The organism is Agrobacterium sp. 16-172Ci (assembly GCF_053522725.1).
On sequence record NZ_JBNWBW010000017.1, the window covers coordinates 35,318 to 58,533 of the forward strand.

At 58.5% G+C, this 23,216-nt stretch carries 25 protein-coding genes; 3 read left to right on the top strand and 22 right to left on the bottom strand.

Annotated elements, in window-relative coordinates; translation table 11 throughout:
* Positions 1 to 30: 30 nt before the first annotated feature.
* The 20 genes from rpsH to rpsL all read right to left on the bottom strand — a co-directional run bounded on the left by rpsH (position 31) and on the right by rpsL (position 12,147).
* On the bottom strand, positions 31 to 429 hold the full coding sequence (rpsH, locus tag ACQZ40_RS15810) for a 30S ribosomal protein S8 (protein ID WP_003521007.1): 399 nt from the start codon (positions 427 to 429) through the stop codon (positions 31 to 33).
* A 12-nt stretch (positions 430 to 441) separates the two neighbouring features.
* Positions 442 to 747, bottom strand: a complete 306-nt coding sequence (gene rpsN / locus ACQZ40_RS15815) for a 30S ribosomal protein S14 (protein ID WP_003507785.1) — start codon at positions 745 to 747, stop codon at positions 442 to 444.
* A gap of 33 nt (positions 748 to 780) precedes the next feature.
* Entirely contained in the window at positions 781 to 1,335 is a 555-nt protein-coding gene (rplE, locus tag ACQZ40_RS15820; protein WP_003495201.1) for a 50S ribosomal protein L5, read from the bottom strand.
* Entirely contained in the window at positions 1,328 to 1,636 is a 309-nt protein-coding gene (gene rplX / locus ACQZ40_RS15825; protein WP_003521006.1) for a 50S ribosomal protein L24, read from the bottom strand. Before rplX ends, rplE begins: the two co-directional genes overlap by 8 nt.
* Positions 1,637 to 1,649: 13 nt before the next feature.
* Positions 1,650 to 2,018, bottom strand: a complete 369-nt coding sequence (gene rplN, locus ACQZ40_RS15830) for a 50S ribosomal protein L14 (RefSeq protein WP_003495199.1) — start codon at positions 2,016 to 2,018, stop codon at positions 1,650 to 1,652.
* A 234-nt stretch (positions 2,019 to 2,252) separates the two neighbouring features.
* Positions 2,253 to 2,489: a 30S ribosomal protein S17 gene (gene rpsQ / locus ACQZ40_RS15835; protein ID WP_003495195.1), complete on the bottom strand. Its 237-nt coding sequence runs from the start codon at positions 2,487 to 2,489 to the stop codon at positions 2,253 to 2,255.
* 11 nt (positions 2,490 to 2,500) lie between these two features.
* A complete protein-coding gene (gene rpmC, locus ACQZ40_RS15840; RefSeq protein ID WP_003495193.1) occupies positions 2,501 to 2,701 on the bottom strand; it encodes a 50S ribosomal protein L29 in 201 nt (66 codons plus the stop codon).
* 12 nt (positions 2,702 to 2,713) lie between these two features.
* Positions 2,714 to 3,127, bottom strand: a complete 414-nt coding sequence (gene rplP / locus ACQZ40_RS15845) for a 50S ribosomal protein L16 (RefSeq protein ID WP_003495190.1) — start codon at positions 3,125 to 3,127, stop codon at positions 2,714 to 2,716.
* Between the two features lie 38 nt (positions 3,128 to 3,165).
* Positions 3,166 to 3,897, bottom strand: a complete 732-nt coding sequence (gene rpsC / locus ACQZ40_RS15850) for a 30S ribosomal protein S3 (protein WP_003495188.1) — start codon at positions 3,895 to 3,897, stop codon at positions 3,166 to 3,168.
* Complete coding sequence (gene rplV, locus ACQZ40_RS15855; RefSeq protein WP_003521005.1) at positions 3,897 to 4,286, bottom strand: 50S ribosomal protein L22; 390 nt, start codon at positions 4,284 to 4,286, stop codon at positions 3,897 to 3,899. The genes rpsC and rplV overlap by 1 nt, the downstream gene beginning before the upstream one ends.
* Positions 4,287 to 4,288: 2 nt before the next feature.
* Positions 4,289 to 4,567, bottom strand: a complete 279-nt coding sequence (rpsS, locus tag ACQZ40_RS15860; RefSeq protein ID WP_003507772.1) for a 30S ribosomal protein S19 — start codon at positions 4,565 to 4,567, stop codon at positions 4,289 to 4,291.
* A 15-nt stretch (positions 4,568 to 4,582) separates the two neighbouring features.
* Positions 4,583 to 5,419 carry a 50S ribosomal protein L2 gene (gene rplB, locus ACQZ40_RS15865; protein WP_003521004.1) on the bottom strand — a complete coding sequence of 279 codons (837 nt, stop codon included), beginning with the start codon at positions 5,417 to 5,419 and terminating at the stop codon, positions 4,583 to 4,585.
* A gap of 43 nt (positions 5,420 to 5,462) precedes the next feature.
* A complete protein-coding gene (locus ACQZ40_RS15870) occupies positions 5,463 to 5,756 on the bottom strand; it encodes a 50S ribosomal protein L23 (RefSeq protein ID WP_003521003.1) in 294 nt (97 codons plus the stop codon).
* The gene (gene rplD / locus ACQZ40_RS15875) at positions 5,753 to 6,373 is read right to left on the bottom strand and encodes a 50S ribosomal protein L4 (protein WP_003495173.1); all 621 of its coding nucleotides are present in this window, start codon (positions 6,371 to 6,373) and stop codon (positions 5,753 to 5,755) included. The genes ACQZ40_RS15870 and rplD overlap by 4 nt, the downstream gene beginning before the upstream one ends.
* 12 nt (positions 6,374 to 6,385) lie before the next feature.
* Positions 6,386 to 7,027: a 50S ribosomal protein L3 gene (gene rplC, locus ACQZ40_RS15880; RefSeq protein ID WP_003507769.1), complete on the bottom strand. Its 642-nt coding sequence runs from the start codon at positions 7,025 to 7,027 to the stop codon at positions 6,386 to 6,388.
* Between the two features lie 204 nt (positions 7,028 to 7,231).
* Positions 7,232 to 7,540 carry a 30S ribosomal protein S10 gene (gene rpsJ / locus ACQZ40_RS15885; RefSeq protein WP_003507767.1) on the bottom strand — a complete coding sequence of 103 codons (309 nt, stop codon included), beginning with the start codon at positions 7,538 to 7,540 and terminating at the stop codon, positions 7,232 to 7,234.
* A gap of 311 nt (positions 7,541 to 7,851) precedes the next feature.
* Complete coding sequence (tuf, locus tag ACQZ40_RS15890; protein ID WP_003525183.1) at positions 7,852 to 9,027, bottom strand: elongation factor Tu; 1,176 nt, start codon at positions 9,025 to 9,027, stop codon at positions 7,852 to 7,854.
* 65 nt (positions 9,028 to 9,092) lie between these two features.
* Positions 9,093 to 11,192 (bottom strand): elongation factor G, encoded by a 2,100-nt coding sequence (gene fusA, locus ACQZ40_RS15895; protein ID WP_065655891.1) that lies wholly within the window; start codon positions 11,190 to 11,192, stop codon positions 9,093 to 9,095.
* A 34-nt stretch (positions 11,193 to 11,226) separates the two neighbouring features.
* Positions 11,227 to 11,697, bottom strand: a complete 471-nt coding sequence (rpsG, locus tag ACQZ40_RS15900) for a 30S ribosomal protein S7 (protein ID WP_003507761.1) — start codon at positions 11,695 to 11,697, stop codon at positions 11,227 to 11,229.
* A 78-nt stretch (positions 11,698 to 11,775) separates the two neighbouring features.
* Complete coding sequence (rpsL, locus tag ACQZ40_RS15905; RefSeq protein ID WP_003507760.1) at positions 11,776 to 12,147, bottom strand: 30S ribosomal protein S12; 372 nt, start codon at positions 12,145 to 12,147, stop codon at positions 11,776 to 11,778.
* Positions 12,148 to 12,673: 526 nt separating this feature from the next.
* Here rpsL and ACQZ40_RS15910 point away from each other — a divergent pair.
* From ACQZ40_RS15910 to ACQZ40_RS15920, 3 genes are all read left to right on the top strand, one after another.
* The gene (locus ACQZ40_RS15910; RefSeq protein WP_065655890.1) at positions 12,674 to 12,967 is read left to right on the top strand and encodes a transcriptional regulator; all 294 of its coding nucleotides are present in this window, start codon (positions 12,674 to 12,676) and stop codon (positions 12,965 to 12,967) included.
* Positions 12,968 to 12,977: 10 nt separating this feature from the next.
* A complete protein-coding gene (locus ACQZ40_RS15915; RefSeq protein WP_065655889.1) occupies positions 12,978 to 13,328 on the top strand; it encodes a VOC family protein in 351 nt (116 codons plus the stop codon).
* Between the two features lie 98 nt (positions 13,329 to 13,426).
* A complete protein-coding gene (locus ACQZ40_RS15920) occupies positions 13,427 to 14,512 on the top strand; it encodes a helix-turn-helix transcriptional regulator (RefSeq protein WP_448748267.1) in 1,086 nt (361 codons plus the stop codon).
* Positions 14,513 to 14,657: 145 nt separating this feature from the next.
* Here ACQZ40_RS15920 and rpoC read toward each other — a convergent pair whose 3' ends face one another.
* Both rpoC and rpoB read right to left on the bottom strand, forming a co-directional pair.
* Complete coding sequence (gene rpoC, locus ACQZ40_RS15925; RefSeq protein ID WP_065655887.1) at positions 14,658 to 18,866, bottom strand: DNA-directed RNA polymerase subunit beta'; 4,209 nt, start codon at positions 18,864 to 18,866, stop codon at positions 14,658 to 14,660.
* A 180-nt stretch (positions 18,867 to 19,046) separates the two neighbouring features.
* A complete protein-coding gene (gene rpoB, locus ACQZ40_RS15930; RefSeq protein WP_003523727.1) occupies positions 19,047 to 23,183 on the bottom strand; it encodes a DNA-directed RNA polymerase subunit beta in 4,137 nt (1,378 codons plus the stop codon).
* Positions 23,184 to 23,216: the final 33 nt, after the last annotated feature.

Below are 23,216 nucleotides of genomic sequence, written 5' to 3' on the forward strand. Positions count from 1 at the left end.
CTGTTCGTTATGGAGATCCTTGCTCGGGTCTTAGAAGACCGAGCAAAGAACCTCGCCACCAACGTTCTGTTCGCGAGCCTGGTGATCGGCCATCACGCCCTTCGGGGTCGAAAGGATGGTGATGCCGAGGCCGTTCGCGACCTGCGGAATGGACTTTACCGAGACATAAACCCGGCGGCCCGGCTTGGAAACGCGGCCGATCTCACGGATCACGGACGCGCCTTCGTAGTACTTCAGCTCGATCGTGAATTCGGACTTGCCGTTTTCGAAATCGACCTTGGAATAACCGCGAATGTAGCCTTCAGCCTGCAGCACGTCGAGAACGCGTGCGCGGAGGCTGGAAGCCGGCGTGCTTACCGAAGACTTGCGGCGAGCAGCACCATTGCGGATGCGGGTGAGCATATCACCCAAAGGATCAGTCATGGTCATGTGCCCGTCTCCTTACCAGCTCGACTTGACAATGCCCGGCACCTTGCCGGAATTGCCCAGCTCACGAAGCGCGATACGCGACATCTTGAGCTTGCGATAGAACGCGCGCGGACGGCCCGTTACTTCGCAGCGGTTGCGGATACGCGTCTTCGAGCCGTCACGCGGCAGCGAAGCGAGCTTCAGAGTGGCCTTGAACCGGTCTTCGATCGGAAGGGACTGGTTCATCACGATCGCCTTCAGTGCGGCGCGCTTGGCGGCCTGCTGGGCGACCGACTTGCGGCGGCGCTTGTTCTTTTCAACTGCGCTTGTTTTCGCCATATCGGAGTTCCTTTTCTACGCTCGTCGTTACGGTTAGTGACGGAACGGGAAGTTGAACTCTGTCAGCAGAGCCCGAGCTTCGTCGTCCGACGTCGCCGTCGTGCAAACGATGATGTCCATGCCCCACATCTGATCAACCTTATCGTAGTTGATCTCAGGGAACACAATGTGTTCCTTGATGCCCATGGCGAAGTTGCCACGGCCGTCAAAGCTCTTCGGGTTCAGGCCCCGGAAGTCGCGAACGCGCGGAAGCGCGATGTTGACCAGACGATCAAGGAATTCGTACATGCGGGCGCCACGAAGGGTAACCTTCGCACCGATCGGCATGCCTTCGCGAACCTTGAAACCTGCGATCGAGTTGCGAGCGCGGGTAACCACCGGCTTCTGGCCGGCAATCGCAGCCAGGTCACCGGCAGCGATGGTGGGCTTCTTGGAGTCGGCAGTCGCCTCGCCAACACCCATGTTGATCACGATCTTTTCAAGCTTCGGGATCATCATCACGTTGGCGTAGGAGAACTTCTCCTGCATGGCGCCACGGATACGGGAAACGTATTCCGTCTTGAGACGCGGCTCGTACTTATCAGCCATCGATCACTTCTCCCGAACGCTTGGCCACGCGGACCTTCTTGCCATCCACAACCGAGAAGCCAACGCGGGTCGGCTTGCCATCCTTGTCGACGATGGCGATGTTGGAGATGTGCAAGGATGCTTCCTTGTTGATGATGCCGGCTTCCTGGGCCTGGGTCTGGCGCTGGTGACGCTTCACCATGTTAACGCCACGCACAACGGCCCGATCTTCCTTCGGCAAAACCTGGATTACTTCGCCGGTACGGCCCTTGTCCTTACCGGTCAATACGACAACCTTGTCGCCTTTACGAATCTTCTGCATCGCTTGTCGCTCCTTACAGTACTTCCGGAGCCAGCGAGATGATCTTCATGTGGTTCTTGGCGCGAAGTTCGCGCGGAACCGGTCCGAAGATACGGGTGCCGATGGGCTCTTTCTTGTTGTCGATAAGAACGGCTGCGTTGTTATCGAAACGGATGACGCTGCCGTCAGCGCGGCGGATGTCCTTGGCGGTGCGCACGACAACCGCCTTCATCACGTCGCCCTTCTTGACGCGGCCGCGCGGAATAGCTTCCTTGATGGAAACGACAATAATGTCGCCAACAGAAGCATATTTGCGCTTCGAGCCGCCCAGCACCTTGATGCACATGACACGACGTGCGCCGGAATTATCCGCCACGTCGAGGTTTGTTTGCATCTGAATCATGTCAGGTCGCCTTCTTGTTGTTACCGGAACGGTTGGGCAAACTCTCCCGAGTAAGCCCCCTGCCCCAGCTTATGAATATCTCTTTTTTTGCGCGGAAATGTCGTGACAGGGTGGTTTCCCGAAGGACCTTCCGTGCGCATCAAAGCAAAAGACGCTCGATTCACGAGCGTCCTTGCGGTGCTTCATACAGGAATTCGCGCCAAGTGCAAGACACAAGGCGCGATTCTGATGAAATTAAGCCTGGGCGGAAACGACCGTCCAGCGCTTGTCCTTGGAGATCGGTGCGCATTCCTCGATGGAAACGACATCGCCGACCTTATACTGATTGTTTTCGTCGTGTGCCTTGTACTTCTTCGAACGACGAACGGTCTTCTGAAGCAGCGGGTGAGCGAATCGGCGCTCAACCCGGACTACGACAGTCTTCTCGTTCTTGTCGGACACTACGACGCCCTGCAGAATGCGTTTCGGCATATTATTCTTCCTTAGGCCTTGGCTTCTGCCGCCTTCTGGCGGGCAATGGTTTTAACGCGGGCGATATCCTTGCGGACTTCGTTGATGCGCGAGGACTTCTCCAGCTGACCAGTTGCCTTCTGGAAGCGCAGGTTGAACTGCTCCTTCTTCAGATCGGCGAGCTTGTCCTTGAGCTGGTCGGCGCTGAGGCCGCGAACTTCATCGGCTTTCATGTGCCTTGCTCCTTACTCTGCGATGCGCTGTACGAAGCGCGTCTTGACCGAGAGCTTGGCAGCGCCGAGACGAAGCGCCTCACGGGCGATCTCCTCGGACACACCGTCGATCTCGAACATCATACGACCGGGCTTGACTTTGCATGCCCAGTAATCGACCGAACCCTTGCCCTTACCCATACGAACTTCGGTCGGCTTTGCCGTGACCGGAACGTCGGGGAATACGCGGATCCACACGCGACCTGCGCGCTTCATGTAACGCGTGATCGCGCGGCGGGCCGCTTCGATCTCGCGTGCATTCACGCGGTTCGGTTCCTGCGACTTCAAGCCGAATTCACCGAATGCCAGGTCAAAGCCGCCCTTGGCGACGCCCTTGATGCGTCCCTTGAACTGCTTACGGTACTTAGTACGCTTTGGCTGCAACATTTTCTTACTTCTCCGAGCTTATCTTTCGCCAGCGTCAATCAAGCGTTTTCGCGACGACGATCGGGACGATCGCCACGCTCACGGCTTGCAGGGCCCTGTGCGTCGCCTTCGAGACCGCGACGCTCAGAAGCCATCGGATCGTGCTCAAGGATTTCGCCCTTGAAGATCCAGACCTTGATGCCGCAAATGCCGAATGCGGTTTCAGCTTCAGCCGTGCCGTAGTCGATGTCCGCACGCAGCGTGTGGAGCGGAACGCGACCTTCGCGGTACCATTCGGTACGAGCGATTTCTGCACCGCCGAGACGGCCGCCGCAGGTGATCTTGATGCCTTCGGCGCCAAGACGCATTGCGGACTGAACAGCACGCTTCATCGCACGGCGGAACGCCACGCGGCGCTCGAGCTGCTGAGCGATCGACTGGGCAACCAGCGTCGCGTCGATTTCCGGCTTGCGCACTTCAACGATGTTGAGGTGCGTTTCGGAGTTGGTCATCTCGGAAAGCTTCTTGCGAAGCTTCTCGATGTCCGCACCCTTCTTGCCGATGATCAGACCCGGACGAGCCGAGTGGATCGTAACGCGGCACTTCTTGTGCGGACGCTCGATGACGACCTTTGCGATACCGGCCTGCTTGAGTTCCTTGATCAGGTAAGCCCGGATCTTCAGGTCTTCATGCAGCAGCTTGCCGTATTCTGCGGTGTCAGCGTACCAGCGGCTATCCCAGGTACGGTTGATGCCGAGGCGGAAGCCGATCGGATTGATTTTCTGACCCATTATGCGGCCTCCCCTTTTTCCTCGACTTCACGAACAACGATCGTGAGGTGAGCGAACGGCTTTTCGATGCGGGAAGCACGACCACGGCCACGAGCGTGGAAACGCTTCATGGTGATGGACTTGCCAACATAGGCCTCGGCGACGACGAGAGCGTCGACGTCGAGGTCGTGGTTGTTTTCCGCATTGGCAATCGCAGATTCCAGCGTCTTCTTGACGGTGCCTGCAATGCGCTTGCGGGAGAATTCGAGCTCGGCGAGAGCGCGATCAACCTTCTTGCCACGGATAAGAGCGGCAACCAGGTTCAGTTTCTGGGGGCTGACGCGGAGCGTACGGGCAACGGCCTGAGCCTCGTTGTCCTTCAGCCGGCGTTCGGTCTTAGCCTTCGCCATGATTACTTCCTCTTTGCCTTCTTGTCCGCGCCGTGACCGTAATAGGTACGGGTCGGAGAGAATTCACCGAACTTGTGTCCGACCATGTCTTCGTTGACGGAGACGGGCACATGCTTGCTGCCGTTGTAGACGCCGAAGGTCAGACCAACGAACTGCGGCAGGATCGTGGAGCGACGGCTCCAGATCTTGATTACTTCGTTACGTCCGCTCTCGCGCACCTTCTCAGCCTTGGTGAGAAGATAGCCGTCAACAAACGGACCTTTCCATACTGAACGAGCCATTAGTGACTACCTCTCTTACTTCTTACGCTGATGGCGCGAGCGCATGATGAACTTGTCGGTCGACTTGTTCGAACGGGTGCGCTTGCCCTTCGTGGGCTTGCCCCACGGAGTAACCGGGTGGCGACCACCCGACGTGCGACCTTCACCACCACCGTGCGGGTGGTCGACCGGGTTCATGACGACGCCGCGAACGTGCGGACGCTTGCCGCGCCAACGGGAACGACCGGCCTTGCCGTCGTTGATGTTGGCGTGGTCCGAGTTCGAAACAGCACCGATCGATGCAAGGCACGAGCCGTGCACCAGACGCTGTTCGCCCGAGTTGAGACGCAGGATGGCCATGCCGGCATCACGGCCGACGAGCTGGACATACGTACCGGCGGAGCGAGCGATCTGACCGCCCTTGCCCGGCTTCATCTCGACGTTGTGGATGATCGAACCGACCGGAATGTACTGAAGCGGCATGGTGTTGCCAGGCTTCACGTCCACTGCCTTGTCGGAGGCGATCACCTTGTCACCGGCAGCGAGACGCTGTGGCGCGAGAATGTAAGCCTGTTCGCCGTCGGTATACGTAACCAGCGCGATGAACGCGGTGCGGTTGGGGTCGTATTCCAGACGCTCAACGGTGCCTTCTACGTCGAACTTGCGACGCTTGAAGTCAACCAGACGGTAGGTCCGCTTGTGACCGCCACCCTGGAAACGGACGGTGATCCGGCCCTGGTTGTTACGGCCACCCTTGGAGCTGAGGCCCTGGGTGAGAGCCTTTACCGGCTTGCCCTTGTAGAGCGAAGCGCGGTCCACGATAACCAGCTGGCGCTGGCTCGGCGTGGTCGGATTGAAACTTTTCAATGCCATTTTCTTGTTCCCTTTTGGGTCTTTGCCCGCTTGGGCCTAACCTTTAGAGTCCGGTGGACACGTCGATGGATTGACCTTCGGCGAGCGTGACGACGGCTTTCTTGACGTCCTTCAGCTTACCGGCGAATCCACGGAAACGACGGGTCTTACCCTTGCGGATAAGCGTGTTCACAGCCGTGACTTTGACGCCGAAGAGAGCTTCCACGGCAGCCTTGATTTCAGGCTTGGAAGCATTCTTGGCGACGTTGAATACGACCTGGTTCTGTTCGGATACCAGCGTCGACTTTTCCGTGATCGAAGGAGATACGATCACATCGTAGTGGCGAAGATCCGTCATTTGAACCGCTCCTCCAGAGCCTCTACAGCAGCCTTGGAAAGCACCAGCTTGCCACGGCGCAGGATGTCGTAAACATTGATGCCCTGAACCGGCAGAACGTCCACGTTCGGGATGTTCTGAGCAGCGAGCTTGAAGTTGCCATCAAGTTCGGCGCCGCCGATAACGAGAGCGTTGGTCAGGCCAAGCGAAGCGAAGCTGCCCAGCAGAGCCTTGGTCTTTGCTTCGGACGCGACGAGCTGATCGACGATGATCAGTTCTTCAGCCTTCAGCTTTGCAGACAGGGCGTGACGCAGAGCGAGCGCACGAACCTTCTTCGGAAGATCGTGTGCATGGCTGCGAACGACCGGGCCGTGGGCCTTGCCGCCGCCGCGGAACTGCGGTGCGCGAGCCGAATGGTGACGAGCGCGGCCCGTACCCTTCTGCTTGTACATCTTCGCGCCGGTGCGGGAAACTTCCGACCGGTTCTTGGACTTGTGGGTTCCCTGCTGCTTCTTTGCAAGCTGCCAGCGAACCATGCGGGCCAGGATGTCCTGGCGGGGGTCGAGGCCGAAGATCTCATCCGACAGAGAAACCTTGCCGGCGTCTTTTCCCTCGAGGGTCTTGACGTTCAATTCCATGATAAGGCTCCCTTACTTCGCAGCCGACTTGACGGCGTCGCGGACGATGATCCAGGAACCCTTCGAGCCGGGAACTGCACCCTTCACGAGGATGAGGCCACGGTCTTCATCGGTCGAAACGACTTCGAGGTTCTGGGTCGTAACGCGCGTCTGGCCCATGTGACCAGCCATGCGCTTGCCCTTCCAGACGCGGCCCGGATCCTGGTTGTTACCGGTAGAACCGTGTGCACGGTGCGATACGGAGTTACCGTGCGAAGCGCGGCCACCACCGAAGTTGTGACGCTTCATAGCACCGGCAAAACCTTTACCGATTGTGGTTCCAGTGACGTCGACCAGCTGGCCGGACTGAAAATGATTTGCGGTCAGTGTTGCACCGATGTCGATCAGGTTCTCGGGGGAAACCCGGAACTCGACGAGCTTGGCTTTCGGTTCGACATTGGCAGCGGCAAAATGACCGCGAAGCGCCTTCGTCGTGTTCTTGACCTTGGACTGGCCGGCACCGAGCTGAACTGCGGTATAGCCATTCTTGTCTTCCGTGCGCTGGGCAACGACTTGTACGTTATCCAGTCGCAATACTGTTACGGGGATATGTTCACCTGCGTCGTTATAGACGCGTGTCATACCCACTTTCTGTGCAATCACACCTGAACGCATTGGTTCATCCTCTTGCGAGCCTTGAAGGGAAAACCCTCTCTGGCCTTTGTTAAGGAGTGCCCTTCGACATCTCACGATGTTTCCGGTCTCCGGTTTGGAAGTCGTTGGATTACTCCACGTACCTTCCTTGTTATTGGCCCTCACCCAAAGGTGAAGTCCGGCCTTGTTACTTCAGCCCTCACCTTGAATGGATCGGGCCGGGTCTTAGAGCTTGATTTCCACGTCAACGCCAGCAGCGAGGTCGAGCTTCATCAGAGCATCGACAGTCTGCGGGGTGGGGTCAACGATATCGAGAAGACGCTTGTGCGTCCGCATTTCGAACTGTTCACGGCTCTTCTTATCAACGTGAGGAGAGCGGTTGACGGTAAACTTTTCGATGCGGGTGGGGAGCGGAACCGGGCCGCGAACGCTGGCGCCGGTGCGCTTTGCGGTCGACACGATTTCACGGGTAGAGGCATCGAGGATCCGGTGATCGAACGCCTTGAGGCGGATACGGATATTCTGGCCGTTCATTCGTCTTGTCCTTGTTCTTTGTTATTCGTTTCCGCACGCGGAAACACATGAACTTCTATTGATCGTGGCGCCGCAGATTTTCAAAAATCGAGAGAAATGCGCTGTCGCATCCCAATCATTTCAATTGTCTGTATTGCTAAAACACCGCGTTTCGCAATCGCTTGCGAATCCAGCAGTGAGTGTGAGTGCGCGTTTACGCGCTTTCACCGAATTTTTCAAGCACTAAAAATGCAACGCCGCCAGGCTTTTTACCAAAAGTCCGGCGGCGGTGTTGTTCACACCGCCGCCAGTCAGAATTTCAAAGGTCGAAATTACTCGACGATCGAAGCGACGATGCCTGCGCCGACGGTACGGCCGCCTTCGCGGATAGCGAAGCGCAGCTTTTCTTCCATCGCGATCGGAACGATCAGCTCGACGTCAACGGTCACGTTGTCGCCAGGCATAACCATTTCCGTGCCTTCCGGAAGCGTAACGATGCCCGTTACGTCCGTCGTGCGGAAGTAGAACTGCGGACGGTAGTTCGTGAAGAACGGCGTATGACGGCCGCCTTCTTCCTTCGTCAGGATGTAGGCTTCAGCCTTGAACTTCTTGTGCGGCTTGACAGAACCCGGCTTGCACAGGATCTGACCACGCTCGACGCCGTCACGGTTAACACCGCGAACCAGTGCACCGATGTTGTCGCCGGCCTGGCCCTGGTCGAGCAGCTTGCGGAACATTTCAACGCCGGTAACCGTCGTCTTCGAGGTCGGACGAATGCCGACGATTTCGACTTCTTCGCCAACCTTGACGATACCGCGCTCAACGCGACCCGTCACAACCGTACCACGGCCGGAGATCGAGAACACGTCTTCGATCGGCATCAGGAACGGCTGGTCGATCGGACGCTCAGGCGTCGGGATGTAGGCGTCAACCGCAGCCATCAGCTCGCGGATCGCGTCTTCGCCGATCTTCTTGTCCGAGTCTTCAAGAGCAGCAAGGGCCGAACCCTTGATGATCGGGATATCGTCGCCCGGGAAGTCGTAGGACGACAGAAGTTCGCGAACTTCAAGCTCAACGAGCTCGAGAAGCTCGGCGTCGTCAACCTGGTCGACCTTGTTGAGGAACACGACGATCGCCGGAACGCCAACCTGACGGGCAAGCAGGATGTGCTCGCGGGTCTGCGGCATCGGGCCGTCAGCAGCCGAGCAAACCAGGATCGCGCCGTCCATCTGGGCAGCACCGGTGATCATGTTCTTCACGTAGTCGGCGTGGCCGGGGCAGTCGACGTGCGCGTAGTGACGGGCAGGCGTTTCGTATTCAACGTGCGCCGTCGAAATCGTGATACCACGGGCCTTTTCTTCAGGCGCGGCGTCGATCTGGTCATACGCCTTGAATTCGCCGAAGAACTTCGTGATCGCTGCCGTCAGCGACGTCTTGCCATGGTCAACGTGACCGATCGTGCCAATGTTGACGTGCGGCTTATTGCGCTCAAACTTGCTCTTTGCCATTAGTGGCTCTCCATTCTTGTCCCTTGACGGGAATAATCTTCAAAATTCGGCGGGGCGTACCCCGATCACTTCTGACCGGAGTACTTAGCCTGGATTTCCTGCGCCACGTTCGACGGAACCGGCGAATAGTGGTCGAACGTCATCGAGTACTGTGCACGGCCCTGCGACATGGAGCGCAGGTTGTCGACGTACTTGAACATGTTCGCGAGCGGAACATGCGCGTTGATGACGACGGCGATACCACGGCTTTCCTGGCCCTGGATCTGACCACGACGGGAGTTCAGGTCGCCGATAACGTCACCGACATAGTCTTCCGGCGTTACGACTTCGACCTTCATCATCGGCTCGAGAAGCTGTGCGCCAGCCTTCTTGGCTGCTTCACGGAAGCATGCACGCGATGCGATTTCGAAGGCGAGAACCGACGAGTCAACATCGTGGAATGCACCGTCGACCAGCGTCGCCTTGACGCCGAGCATCGGGAAGCCAGCGAGCGGACCGGAAGACAGAACGCTTTCGATACCCTTCTGAACGCCCGGGATGTATTCCTTCGGAACAGCACCACCGACGATCTTCGACTCGAACTTGAAGTCTTCGCCTTCGGGGTTCGGTTCAAAGATGATCTTCACGCGAGCGAACTGACCGGTACCACCGGACTGCTTCTTGTGCGTGTAGTCTTCTTCGTGCTGACGCGTGATGGTTTCACGGTAGGCAACCTGCGGAGCGCCGACGGTTGCTTCAACCTTGAACTCGCGACGCATACGGTCAACGAGAATGTCGAGGTGAAGTTCGCCCATGCCCGCGATGATCGTCTGACCGGATTCTTCATCCGTCTTGACGCGGAACGAAGGATCTTCAGCAGCCAGACGGTTGAGCGCGAGGCCCATCTTTTCCTGGTCGCCCTTGGTCTTCGGCTCGATCGCGATCTGGATGACCGGCTCGGGGAATTCCATGCGCTCGAGGATAACCGGCTTCAGCGGATCGCAGAGCGTATCGCCAGTGGTGGTTTCCTTGAGACCAGCCAGAGCAACGATGTCGCCGGCAAAGGCTTCTTCGATGTCTTCACGGCTGTTGGAGTGCATCTGCAGCATACGGCCGACGCGCTCGCGCTTGTCCTTGACCGTGTTGATGACGGACGTACCCTTTTCGAGCTTGCCCGAGTAGATACGTGCGAAGGTCAGCGAACCGACGAAGGGGTCGTTCATGATCTTGAACGCGAGCATGGAAAGCGGCTCGCTGTCGTCGGCATGACGCTCGATTTCGGCTTCGGTCTTGAAGTCGATACCCTTGATCGCCGGAATGTCCAGCGGAGAAGGCAGGTAGTCGACAACAGCGTCGAGAAGCGGCTGAACGCCCTTGTTCTTGAACGCGGTACCGCAGAACATCGGGTGGAACTTCACGTCGATGGTGCCGCGGCGAACGAGCGCACGGATCTTGTCGTTGTCGGGCATGATGCCGTTCAGGTAGTCTTCCATCGCTTCTTCGTCAATCTCGACAACGGTCTCGATCAGCTTTTCGCGATATTCGTCAGCCTTGGCCTTCATGTCTTCCGGGATTTCGACGACGTCCCACTGAGCGCCGAGCGATTCGTCGCGCCAGATGAGTGCGTTCATCTCGATCAGGTCGATAACGCCCTTGAACTCGGCCTCAGCGCCGATCGGCAGCTGCATGACAACGGCGATGGCGCCGAGACGGGTCTTGATCATTTCTACCGAGCGGTAGAAGTCAGCACCGGTCTTGTCCATCTTGTTGCAGAAGATCATGCGCGGAACATGATACTTCTCAGCCTGGCGCCAGACGGTTTCCGTCTGCGGCTCAACACCGGCGTTGGCGTCGAGCAGCGCGATGGCGCCGTCGAGAACGCGCAGCGAACGCTCGACTTCAATGGTGAAGTCAACGTGGCCGGGGGTGTCGATGATGTTGAAGCGGCGCATCTTGCCGTCGCGACCCTTCCAGAAGGTCGTGGTGGCAGCGGAGGTGATGGTGATACCACGCTCCTGCTCCTGTTCCATCCAGTCCATCGTGGCAGCGCCATCGTGAACTTCGCCGATCTTGTGCGACTTACCGGTGTAATAAAGGATACGCTCGGTGGTCGTCGTCTTGCCGGCGTCGATATGCGCCATGATACCGAAATTGCGGTAGTCTTCGATTTTATATTCGCGAGCCATAATGGACTGCCTTTCGATATGCGACCGGTTAAGATTACCAGCGGTAATGCGAGAATGCGCGGTTGGCGTCGGCCATCTTGTGCGTGTCTTCGCGCTTCTTGACAGCGGAACCGCGGTTGTTCGCAGCGTCCATGAGTTCGCCGGAAAGGCGATCGACCATGGTCGTTTCGTTGCGCTTGCGGGCAGCCGTGATCAGCCAGCGGATAGCAAGGGCCTGACGGCGCTCGGGGCGAACGTCGACGGGAACCTGATACGTGGCACCACCAACGCGGCGCGAACGCACTTCAACGTGCGGAGCAACGTTGTCGAGGGCGGAGTGGAACACGCCGAGCGGCTCCTGCTTCGTCTTGCCCTGAACGACGTCGAACGCGCCGTAAACGATGCTTTCTGCGACCGACTTCTTGCCGTGAAGCATGATGGCGTTCATGAACTTGGTGACGACCAGATCGCCGAACTTCGGGTCCGGGTTGATCTCACGCTTTTCTGCACTATGGCGACGGGACATATTCTTTGTCTCTCAATGTTATTGACGCTAAACCACGCGGAGAACCTCGCGCAGCGCCGGAATTTGTTTAAACCCGAATTACTTCGGACGCTTCGCACCGTACTTGGAGCGGCGCTGCTTGCGGTTCTTGACGCCCTGGGTATCGAGAACACCGCGGATGATGTGGTAACGCACGCCCGGCAAGTCCTTTACGCGGCCGCCGCGGATCATGACCACGGAGTGTTCCTGAAGGTTGTGACCTTCGCCCGGAATGTAGCCGATGACTTCGAAGCCGTTGGTGAGGCGGATCTTGGCAACCTTACGCAGAGCCGAGTTCGGCTTCTTCGGGGTCGTCGTGTAAACGCGGGTGCAAACACCACGCTTCTGCGGGTTTTCCTGAAGAGCAGGAACCTTGTTGCGCTTTACCTGTGCCTGGCGAGGCTTGCGGATCAGCTGGTTTACGGTAGGCATATAACCATCCCTTGCAAAAACTACTTTAGCCACCCTCACGGGTGGCGGCTATGCCGTTGCCGGCGACGATGCACGCATATATCCTCATGCGCAAAACGTGGCCCGATCCGTTTTCACGGATGGACCACCAAGAGCAGAGGACACCGGATGAGGCGTCTTGCGTGCAACATTCGTGTCTTCTACGTGCAATGGAGACCCGTTTGAGATGATGTTCGGGAAAAAGGTTACCGAACGGCCAGCACCCACAGAGGCTCCGATGGCGGGCGTACTACTGTTTTAGCCAGCTTTCGTCAAGGGTGAATCCACATTTTGCGCCGCCACCCATGGCCGCAAAGCCCACGTCCGGGCCATTTCCAACCCGCTTTAACATAAGTCGGCGCAGAAGGCAGCGATTTTGACCTCCACGCTTTGGCTTTTCATAAAATCCGTCTATTGATTCCCAATGGCGGGCCGGAGCGGCTCCGCCACGGGCGGGACCGATTCCCTCGGCCCGCGTCACAGCAACGACAGATCAAGGAACCGCGTCATGAGCACCCTCCCCGACAACGACAACGGACGCGACGAGCCGATGGTCTTCATCGTCATCGGCAAGGCCTATGAGACCGACAATTCCGAGGGCATCGACATCCACGTCATCCTGCGGGCGCCGGACGACGACACCGCCGTGCGCGAAACGCTGAACGCGCTTTCCGAGGAAGGTTTCATCGAAGCCGATCTCGACCAGATTGGCATGCTGACCGACATCCCGGACGAAGAGCCGCACGCCTCCGCCTATCAGGGCGCACTCGAAGGCGAAGTCGCCATCATCCGCTTCGCCTGAGGTTCAAGCCATGGCGGTCAGACGTGTCGTCGCCAATATAGCAACGCCGGAACCCGCGCGGGCTCAGGCGTTCTACGGTGACATTCTCGGCATGCCCGCCGCCATGGATCATGGCTGGATCGTCACCCATGCCAGCCCGCTCGAAGCGCGGGCTCAGGTGAGTTTTGCGCGCGAAGGTGGCTCCGGCACGGATGTGCCCGACCTCTCCATCGAGGTCGATGATTTCGACGAGGTCCACGCCCGAATCCTGACCGCCAAGCTACCGATCGAATACGGCCCCGTAGTCGAGGCGTGGGGTGTACGACGCCTGTTCGTGCGCGACCCTTTCGGCAAACTCATCAATATATTAAGTCACTCATAGATTATATACTTTAAATACAGTAGTATTAATTCTTTATACATTGAATATCCAGCCGACATCAGCTTAAAATAGTTCCGACGCAAATTTTCGGTGGCGGGTTGGATACTATATCGTCGGCAGACATTATCGATGACATTTATGAAGCGGCGCTTTTTCCCGACCGCTGGATGCAGGTTCTGGTAGCTATCTGCCGTCATCTCAATTTCTGGGGCGGCGCGATTACCTGGGGCAAGGGAGAAGACCAGGTGTGGCTTCACACGCCGAGCTTCCACGAGTTGATGAAGGACTTCGCGGCGGGCGGCTGGAACCACCGCAATGATCGCCTCAGCCGCATCGCCCGGGAAGGCCAATTCTCCTTCGCGCAGGATTTGGACGTCTTCAATCATGAGGAATGGGCCGAGCTGCCGATCGTTCGTGACTTTCTTATGCCCCGCGGTTTGGGATACGGCGCGGCGACACAGGTCGCTCCACCCGGCCATCCGGAGATGACAGTGCTGTTTGAACGCAGGCTCGACGCCGGCACTATCACGCCTGAGACCATGGCAGCACTCGGCGGACTGAGGCCGCATATCGCCCGTAGCCTCACCCTCGCAACACAGCTGCAGCGTCAGAAGGCTGATGCGATGACACTTGGTCTCAACGCCATTGGCGCGCCGGCCGCAGTGCTGCAGACGAGCGGCCACATCCTTTCGGCCAACGATCTGTTCCTGTCATTACAGAAATGCTTCTCCGCCCGCACGCGCGACAGGATCACCATTGCCGATGAGAGAGTGAACCGGCTGCTTTACAAGGCACTCTCTGGGCAAGACGCCGGTTCCTTCCCTCTTCCCGCCAGCGAAGACGGCGCCTGCATTCTCCACCTCATACCGCTGCGCAAGAGCGCACTTGATTTCTCACCCCACGGCAACGCCATCGCGCTCGTATCGCAGCCGACGGGCATAATTGCCGATGCAAACACATTGCTCAAGGGTCTCTACGATCTGACCAGGGGCGAAGCGCGGGTAGCGCTGGAAATCATGAAGGGGCTTTCGCTTCCGGCGGTGGCGAAGCAGCTGAAAGTTTCGCACGAAACCGTGCGCAGCAACGCCAAGTCTATCTACGCGAAGACCGGCAGCACCGGCAAGGCCGACCTCGTTCGCCGGCTTTCCGTTCTCACTCGCTATAACATCCGCGGACAGGCCTAACCCATTTGCGCGGATGGATTTCCAGGTTGACTGGCAAAGGGCTAGAAGCTTCCAAATTCTGCTCAAACAAAAAAACGCCCGGATTGCTCCGGGCGTTTTGTTCTGAACTTTGGCGGGGCTTCGCAAAGCCCCTGCCCTTCCCGCCTTATTCGGCGGCCGGAGCCTGGTCCGTCATGTCCTGCAGCATCTGGTTCGCAGAACCTGCACCGGTGCCCTTGCGGCGTTCCTCAAGAATGAGGTCGTCGCGCGAGGTGGCGATGCGGCGGATCTGCGTCATGGTGCCGCCGGTACCGGCCGGGATGAGGCGGCCGACGATGACGTTTTCCTTGAGGCCCTGCAGCGTGTCCGTCTTGCCGGCAATCGCAGCTTCCGTGAGAACCTTGGTGGTTTCCTGGAAGGATGCAGCCGAGATGAAGGACGGCGTCTGCAGCGAAGCCTTGGTGATGCCGAGCAGAACCGGCTCGCCATAGGCAGGCTTCTTGCCTTCTTCGATCAGGCGGTCGTTGTTGTCGTCAAGCTCGATGCGATCGACGTTGTCACCAACGATGTACTGGCTATCGCCGGCATCGGTGATTTCAACCTTCTGCAGCATCTGGCGAACGATCACCTCGATGTGCTTGTCGTTGATCACAACGCCCTGCAGACGGTAGACTTCCTGGATTTCGTTCACGAGGTAGGAAGCCAGAGCCTCCACGCCCTTGATCGCCAGAATGTCGTGTGGTGCCGGGTTACCGTCGAGGATGTATTCACCCTTTTCGATATAGTCGCCTTCCTGAAGGTGGAAGGGCTTGCCCTTCGGGATCAGGTATTCGACCGGCTCGACGCCGTCTTCCGCAGGCTCGATCATCACGCGACGCTTGTTCTTGTAGTCGCGGCCCAGCCGGATCGTACCATCGATCTCTGCGATGATGGCGTGGTCCTTCGGACGACGGGCTTCGAACAGTTCGGCAACGCGCGGCAGACCGCCGGTGATGTCCTTCGTCTTGGCGCTTTCCAGCGGCGAACGTGCAAGCACGTCACCCTGGGAGACCTTCGCACCCGGCTCGACCGACAGGATGGCGTCGACCGAGAGCTGGAAGCGGGCTTCGCCACCACGGGCAAGCTTCGCAACCGCACCGGAAGCGTCCTTGATGACGATCGCAGGCTTGAGGTCCGAACCGCGCGGCGTCGAACGCCAGTCGATAACCTGACGCTTGGTGATGCCGGTGGATTCGTCGGTGGCTTCCAGAACGGAGAGGCCGTCGACGAGGTCCTCGAAGTGAACGGTACCTTCCACTTCCGTCATCATCGGACGGGTGTAGGGGTCCCACTCTGCAAGACGCTGACCGCGCTTAACCTTGTCGCCATCGTCAACGAAGATCTTCGAACCATAGGCAACGCGCTGCGAAGACCGCTCCTGGCCACGCTCATCGAGAATGGTGACAGCCATGTTACGGCCCATCGCGATGAGTGCGCCTTCGGAGTTGCGCAGGATGTTGCGGTTCTTGATCGCAATCGTGCCCTCGTAAGAGGCTTCGAGGAACGACTGGTCGACCACGTTCGCCGTACCGCCAAGGTGGAAGGTACGCATGGTAAGCTGCGTGCCCGGTTCACCGATGGACTGTGCGGCGATGACGCCGACGGCTTCGCCCATGTTGACAGGCGTACCGCGTGCAAGGTCACGACCGTAGCACACGCCGCAGACGCCGATCTGCACTTCGCAGGTCAGAGCCGAACGGATGCGGACGGACTGGATACCGGCCTTCTCGATTGCAGCCACGTCGGCTTCGTCGATCAGCGTGCCGGCCTTGACGATGTTCTCGCCGGAAACCGGATGATCGATGTCGTCCAGAGCCGTACGGCCGAGGATACGTGCGCCGAGCGAGGCAACGACCTGACCGGCATCGACAATGGCGGTCATGGTGAGGCCCTTGTCGGTGCCGCAATCCTTGGAGTTGACGATGCAATCCTGCGCGACGTCGACGAGACGACGGGTCAGGTAACCCGAGTTCGCCGTCTTCAGGGCGGTGTCTGCGAGACCCTTACGGGCACCGTGGGTCGAGTTGAAGTACTCGTTAACGGTCAGGCCTTCCTTGAAGTTCGAGATGATCGGCGTCTCGATGATTTCACCCGACGGCTTCGCCATCAGGCCGCGCATGCCGCCCAGCTGACGCATCTGGTTCGGAGAACCACGAGCACCCGAGTGCGACATCATGTAGATGGAGTTCATCGGCTTCTGGCGGCCCGTTTCCGGATCGAACTCGACAGCCTTGATGCGTGCCATCATCTCTTCGGCGACCTTTTCGGTAGCCTTGCCCCAGGCGTCGACAACCTTGTTGTACTTTTCGCCCTGGGTGATGAGACCATCATTATACTGCTGTTCGTATTCCTTCACGAGAGCTTCGGTGTCGCCGACGATCTTCACCTTGCTGTCCGGAATGACCATGTCGTCCTTGCCGAACGAAATGCCGGCGCGGCAGGCATGGGCAAAGCCGAGCTGCATGATGCGGTCGCAGAAGATGACCGTGTCTTTCTGGCCGCAATGACGGTAGACCGTGTCGATCATCTTGGAGATGTTCTTCTTGGTCATTTCCTGGTTGCAGACGTCGAAAGGCACGTTGACGTTCTTCGGCAGAAGTTCGCCAATCAGCATACGGCCGGGGGTAGTCTCATGAATCTTCGAAACCGGTTTGCCATCGGCATCCACGGTCTTGAAGCGGCCGCGGATCTTGGCATGCAGCGTCACGACCTTGTTTTCAAGCGCGTGATGCAGCTCACCGATGTCGGAGAAGGCCATGCCTTCGCCCGGCTCGTTCTGGTTCATGATCGACAGGTAGTACAGGCCGAGAACCATGTCCTGCGAAGGAACGATGATCGGGTGGCCGTTTGCCGGATGCAGGATGTTGTTGGTCGACATCATCAGCACGCGCGCTTCCAACTGGGCTTCCAGCGAAAGCGGAACGTGAACAGCCATCTGGTCACCGTCGAAGTCGGCGTTGAAGGCCGTGCAGACGAGCGGGTGCAGCTGGATGGCCTTGCCTTCGACCAGCATGGGTTCGAAAGCCTGGATACCCAGACGGTGCAGCGTCGGTGCGCGGTTCAGAAGAACCGGATGTTCGCGGATGACCTCGTCGAGGATATCCCAGACTTCCGGCTTTTCCTTTTCAACCAGCTTCTTGGCCTGCTTGACGGTCGAGGAATAACCCTTGGCGTCGAGGCGGGCATAGATGAACGGCTTGAACAGTTCGAGCGCCATCTTCTTCGGCAGGCCGCACTGGTGCAGCTTGAGCTCCGGACCGGTCACAATAACCGAACGACCGGAATAGTCGACGCGCTTGCCGAGAAGGTTCTGGCGGAAGCGGCCCTGCTTGCCCTTGAGCATGTCGGAGAGCGACTTCAGCGGGCGCTTGTTGGCACCCGTGATGACACGGCCGCGACGGCCGTTGTCGAACAGCGCATCGACGGATTCCTGCAACATGCGCTTTTCGTTGCGGATGATGATACCCGGCGCACGAAGCTCGATCAGGCGCTTCAGACGGTTGTTACGGTTGATGACGCGGCGATAGAGATCGTTGAGGTCGGACGTCGCGAAACGGCCGCCATCCAGCGGAACCAGCGGGCGCAGGTCCGGCGGAATGACCGGAACGACCTTCATGATCATCCATTCCGGACGATTGCCGCTTTCCATGAAGTTCTCTACGATCTTCAGGCGCTTCATCAGCTTCTTCTGCTTCAGATCAGAAGTCGTTTCAGCAAGCTCGACGCGCAGGTCGCCGGCGATCTTTTCTAGGTTCATCGAAGCCAGCATCTCATAGATGGCTTCAGCGCCGATCATGGCGGTGAACTGGTCTTCGCCGAACTCGTCGACGGCGATCATGTACTCTTCTTCGGACAGAAGCTGGTTCTGCTTCAGCGAAGTGAGGCCCGGTTCGGTGACGATGTAGTTCTCGAAATAGAGAACGCGTTCGACATCCTTCAGCGTCATGTCGAGCAGGGTCGAGATACGCGAGGGAAGCGACTTCAGGAACCAGATATGGGCAACCGGCGCTGCGAGCTCGATATGGCCCATGCGCTCACGGCGAACGCGCGACAGCGTGACTTCGACGCCGCACTTTTCGCAGATGATGCCCTTGTACTTCATGCGCTTGTACTTGCCGCACAGGCACTCATAGTCCTTGATCGGTCCGAAGATGCGCGCGCAGAAGAGACCGTCGCGTTCCGGCTTGAACGTACGGTAGTTGATGGTTTCCGGCTTCTTGATCTCGCCGTAGGACCACGACAGGATTTTTTCCGGCGAAGCGATCGAAATCCGGATGGAATCGAAATGCTGCGCAGGCACCTGAGGATTGAAAAGATTCATGACCTCTTGGTTCATGCCTTGTCTCCTTGAGAGGCTAGCTGCTGCCCCTGTTTGCATCTGGACCGGCTTCTTCCCGGGTCACCGTCCAGAGCTTTAAATACGGATTAACCGCATAATGCGGCGAAAGTGTCCCGAACCGGCCAATACCGTTCGGGAAACCGGCAGGCGCCCTTGAAGGCGCCCGCCTCTATCGTCTTATTCCGCCGCGTCGGGCAGTTGGTCTTCGGGCTGGTTCTCGATCTTCGAGTTTTCCAGTTCGACCGAAAGACCGAGCGACCGCATTTCCTTGACGAGAACGTTGAAGCTCTCCGGAATACCGGCTTCGAAGGTGTCATCGCCACGGACGATCGCTTCGTAAACCTTGGTGCGGCCCGCCACGTCGTCCGACTTGACGGTGAGCATTTCCTGCAGCGTGTAAGCCGCACCGTATGCTTCCAGAGCCCAGACTTCCATTTCCCCGAAGCGCTGTCCGCCGAACTGCGCCTTGCCGCCCAGCGGCTGCTGGGTAACGAGCGAGTAAGGACCGATCGAGCGAGCATGGATCTTGTCGTCGACAAGGTGGTTCAGCTTGATCATGTACATGTAGCCGACGGTGACCTTGCGGTCGAACGGCTCACCGGTACGACCGTCGTAAAGGACGGACTGACCGGATTCATGCAGACCTGCCTTCTTCAGCATCGCGGCAACGTCAGGCTCATGCGCACCGTCGAAAACCGGGGTCGCGATGGAAACACCGCGCTTGGCTTCTTCGGCAAGCTTGACCAGCGAGTCGTCATCGAAACGCTGAACCTCGTCATTGGCTTCAGACGCGTAGATTTCCGTCAACTCGCTGCGAAGCTCGCTGATGTCCATCGTCTTGCGATACTCTTCGAGCATCTCGCCGATCTTCTTGCCCATGCCTGCGCATGCCCATGCGAGGTGGGTTTCGAGGATCTGGCCGACGTTCATGCGCGAAGGCACGCCGAGCGGGTTCAAGCAGATGTCGACATGCGTGCCGTCTTCGAGGAACGGCATGTCCTCGACCGGGACGATACGCGAGACGACGCCCTTGTTACCGTGACGGCCGGCCATCTTGTCGCCCGGCTGGATCTTGCGCTTAACGGCAACGAAGACCTTGACCATCTTCATGACGCCCGGAGGCATTTCGTCGCCGCGCTGGACCTTTTCAACCTTGTCCATGAAGCGCTGTTCAAGGCGCGACTTGGATTCGTCGTACTGGCCACGAAGCGCTTCCAGCTCGGACTGAGCCTTTTCGTCTTCGACCGCGAACATCCACCACTGCGAGCGGGGATATTCGGAAACGACGGCGTTGGAAAGCTCGACGCCCTTCTTGAAGCCCTTCGGACCGGCAATGGAAACGTGGCCACGCAGCATGTCGATCAGACGGCCGTAGACGTTACGGTCGAGGATCGCCTGCTCGTCGTCGCGGTCCTTCGCCAGACGCTCGATCTCTTCGCGCTCGATAGCCATCGCGCGCTCGTCCTTCTCCACACCGTGACGGTTGAAGACGCGAACTTCCACGACCGTACCGAACGTGCCCGGAGGCATGCGCATGGAGGTGTCGCGAACGTCGGAAGCCTTTTCACCGAAGATGGCGCGCAGAAGCTTTTCTTCCGGCGTCATCGGGCTTTCGCCCTTCGGCGTGATCTTGCCGACGAGGATGTCGCCCGGCTGAACTTCCGCACCGATGTAAACGATACCGGCTTCGTCGAGGTTCTTCAGCGCTTCTTCCGAAACGTTCGGAATGTCGCGCGTGATTTCTTCCGGACCAAGCTTCGTGTCGCGCGCCATCACTTCGAATTCTTCGATGTGGATGGAGGTGAACACGTCGTCGGAAACGATACGCTCCGACATCAGGATCGAGTCTTCGTAGTTGTAGCCGTTCCAGGGCATGAACGCGACGAGCGCGTTGCGGCCGAGAGCCAGATCGCCGAGGTCGGTCGACGGACCGTCCGCGATGATATCGCCCTTGGAGATGTTGTCGCCGACGGAAACCAGCGGGCGCTGATTGACGCAGGTGTTCTGGTTCGAACGCTGGAACTTCTGCAGACGGTAGATATCAACACCGGACTTGCCGGCATCGAGGTCTTCCGTGGCGCGGATAACGATACGGGTCGCATCCACCTGATCGACCACACCGCCACGACGGGCTGCAATGGCAGCGCCGGAGTCACGGGCAACGATCGGCTCCATGCCGGTACCGACGAACGGTGCCTCGGCGCGCAGAAGCGGAACGGCCTGACGCTGCATGTTCGAGCCCATGAGAGCGCGGTTGGCGTCGTCGTTTTCCAGGAACGGAATGAGAGCCGCTGCGACCGAAACGAGCTGCTTCGGCGAAACGTCCATCAGGTTGATGTTGTCGCGCGGTGCGAGCATAACTTCGCCCGAGTGACGGCAGACGACGAACTCTTCCGAGAACGAACCGTCTTCATTGAGCGGCGCGTTGGCCTGCGCGACGTAATACTTGGCCTCTTCCATGGCGGAGAGGTAGATCACGTCGTTGGTCACCTTGCCGTCGACGATCTTGCGGTACGGGCTTTCGATGAAGCCGTACTTGTTGACGCGGGCGAAGGTTGCAAGCGAGTTGATCAGACCGATGTTCGGGCCTTCCGGCGTCTCGATCGGGCAAATACGGCCGTAATGGGTCGGGTGAACGTCGCGGACTTCGAAGCCGGCGCGCTCGCGGGTCAGACCACCCGGCCCAAGAGCCGAAAGACGGCGCTTGTGGGTGATTTCCGAAAGCGGGTTCACCTGGTCCATGAACTGCGACAGCTGCGAGGAACCGAAGAATTCGCGAACGGCGGCGGCTGCCGGCTTCGCGTTGATCAGGTCCTGCGGCATCACGGTGTCGATTTCGATCGAGGACATACGTTCCTTGATCGCACGTTCCATGCGCAGAAGGCCCAGACGATACTGGTTTTCCATCAGCTCGCCGACAGAACGGACACGGCGGTTGCCGAGGTTGTCGATGTCGTCGATTTCGCCCTTGCCGTCGCGCAGTTCGACCAGCATCTTGACGACGGCGAGGATGTCTTCCTTGCGCAGCGTGCGCACGGTGTCTTCCGCATCGAGGTCGAGGCGCATGTTCATCTTGACGCGGCCAACGGCCGACAGATCGTAACGCTCTGCGTCGAAGAACAGCGAGTTGAACATCGCTTCCGCCGATTCCATGGTCGGCGGCTCACCCGGACGCATGACGCGGTAGATGTCGAACAGGGCTTCCTGACGGTTCTCGTTCTTGTCGGCAGACAGCGTGTTGCGGATATAGGCGCCAACATTGACGTGGTCGATGTTGAGGACCGGAATCTCGTCGAAGCCGGACTGCAGGATGAGGCCGAGGGTCTTCTCGTCGATTTCGTCGCCGGCTTCGAGATAGATTTCACCCGTCTCGTAGTTGACGATGTCTTCGGCCAGATAGTTGCCGTAGAGGTCTTCGTCGGTCGCCTTCAGCGCCTTCAGGCCCTTCTCCGTCAGCTGACGGATCAGGCGCGGGGTCAGCTTCTTGCCACCTTCAACCACGACTTCGCCGGTATCGGCGTCGATCATGTCGGTGATGACCTTGGCGTTCTTCAGCGTCTCGGGCTGGAACGGAATGCGCCAGCCGTCGCCGTCGCGCTCATAGGAAGCCTTGGTGTAGAAGGTCGACAGAATGTCTTCGCCATCCATGCCAAGCGCCATCAGCAGCGAGGTCACGGGGATCTTGCGGCGACGGTCGATACGCGCATAGACGATGTCCTTGGCGTCAAACTCGATGTCGAGCCAGGAACCGCGATACGGGATGACGCGGGCAGCGAAGAGCAGCTTGCCGGAAGAATGGCTCTTGCCCTTGTCGTGATCGAAGAACACGCCCGGCGAACGGTGCATCTGCGAAACGATGACGCGCTCGGTGCCGTTGACGATGAACGTACCGTTATTGGTCATGAGCGGCATGTCGCCCATGTAGACGGACTGTTCCTTGATGTCCTTGATGGACTTCGCGCCGGTATCTTCATCGATATCGAACACGATGAGGCGCAGCGTCACTTTCAGCGGCGCAGCATAGGTCAGATCGCGCTGACGGCATTCCTCGACGTCGAACTTCGGCGCTTCGAATTCGTAGGACACGAATTCAAGCATGGAGGCGCCGGAAAAATCGGTGATCGGGAATACGGACTTGAATACCGCATTCAATCCCTCGTCGGGACGGCCACCCTTGGGCTCGTCAACCATGAGAAACTGGTCGTACGAAGCCTTCTGAACCTCGATGAGGTTCGGCATTTCCGCTACTTCTGGAATTTTACCGAAAAACTTGCGTACGCGCCTGCGACCGTTAAACGAAAGGGTCTGAGCCATCGTCGCTCCTTTAAAATTGCATCCGGGCCTGCA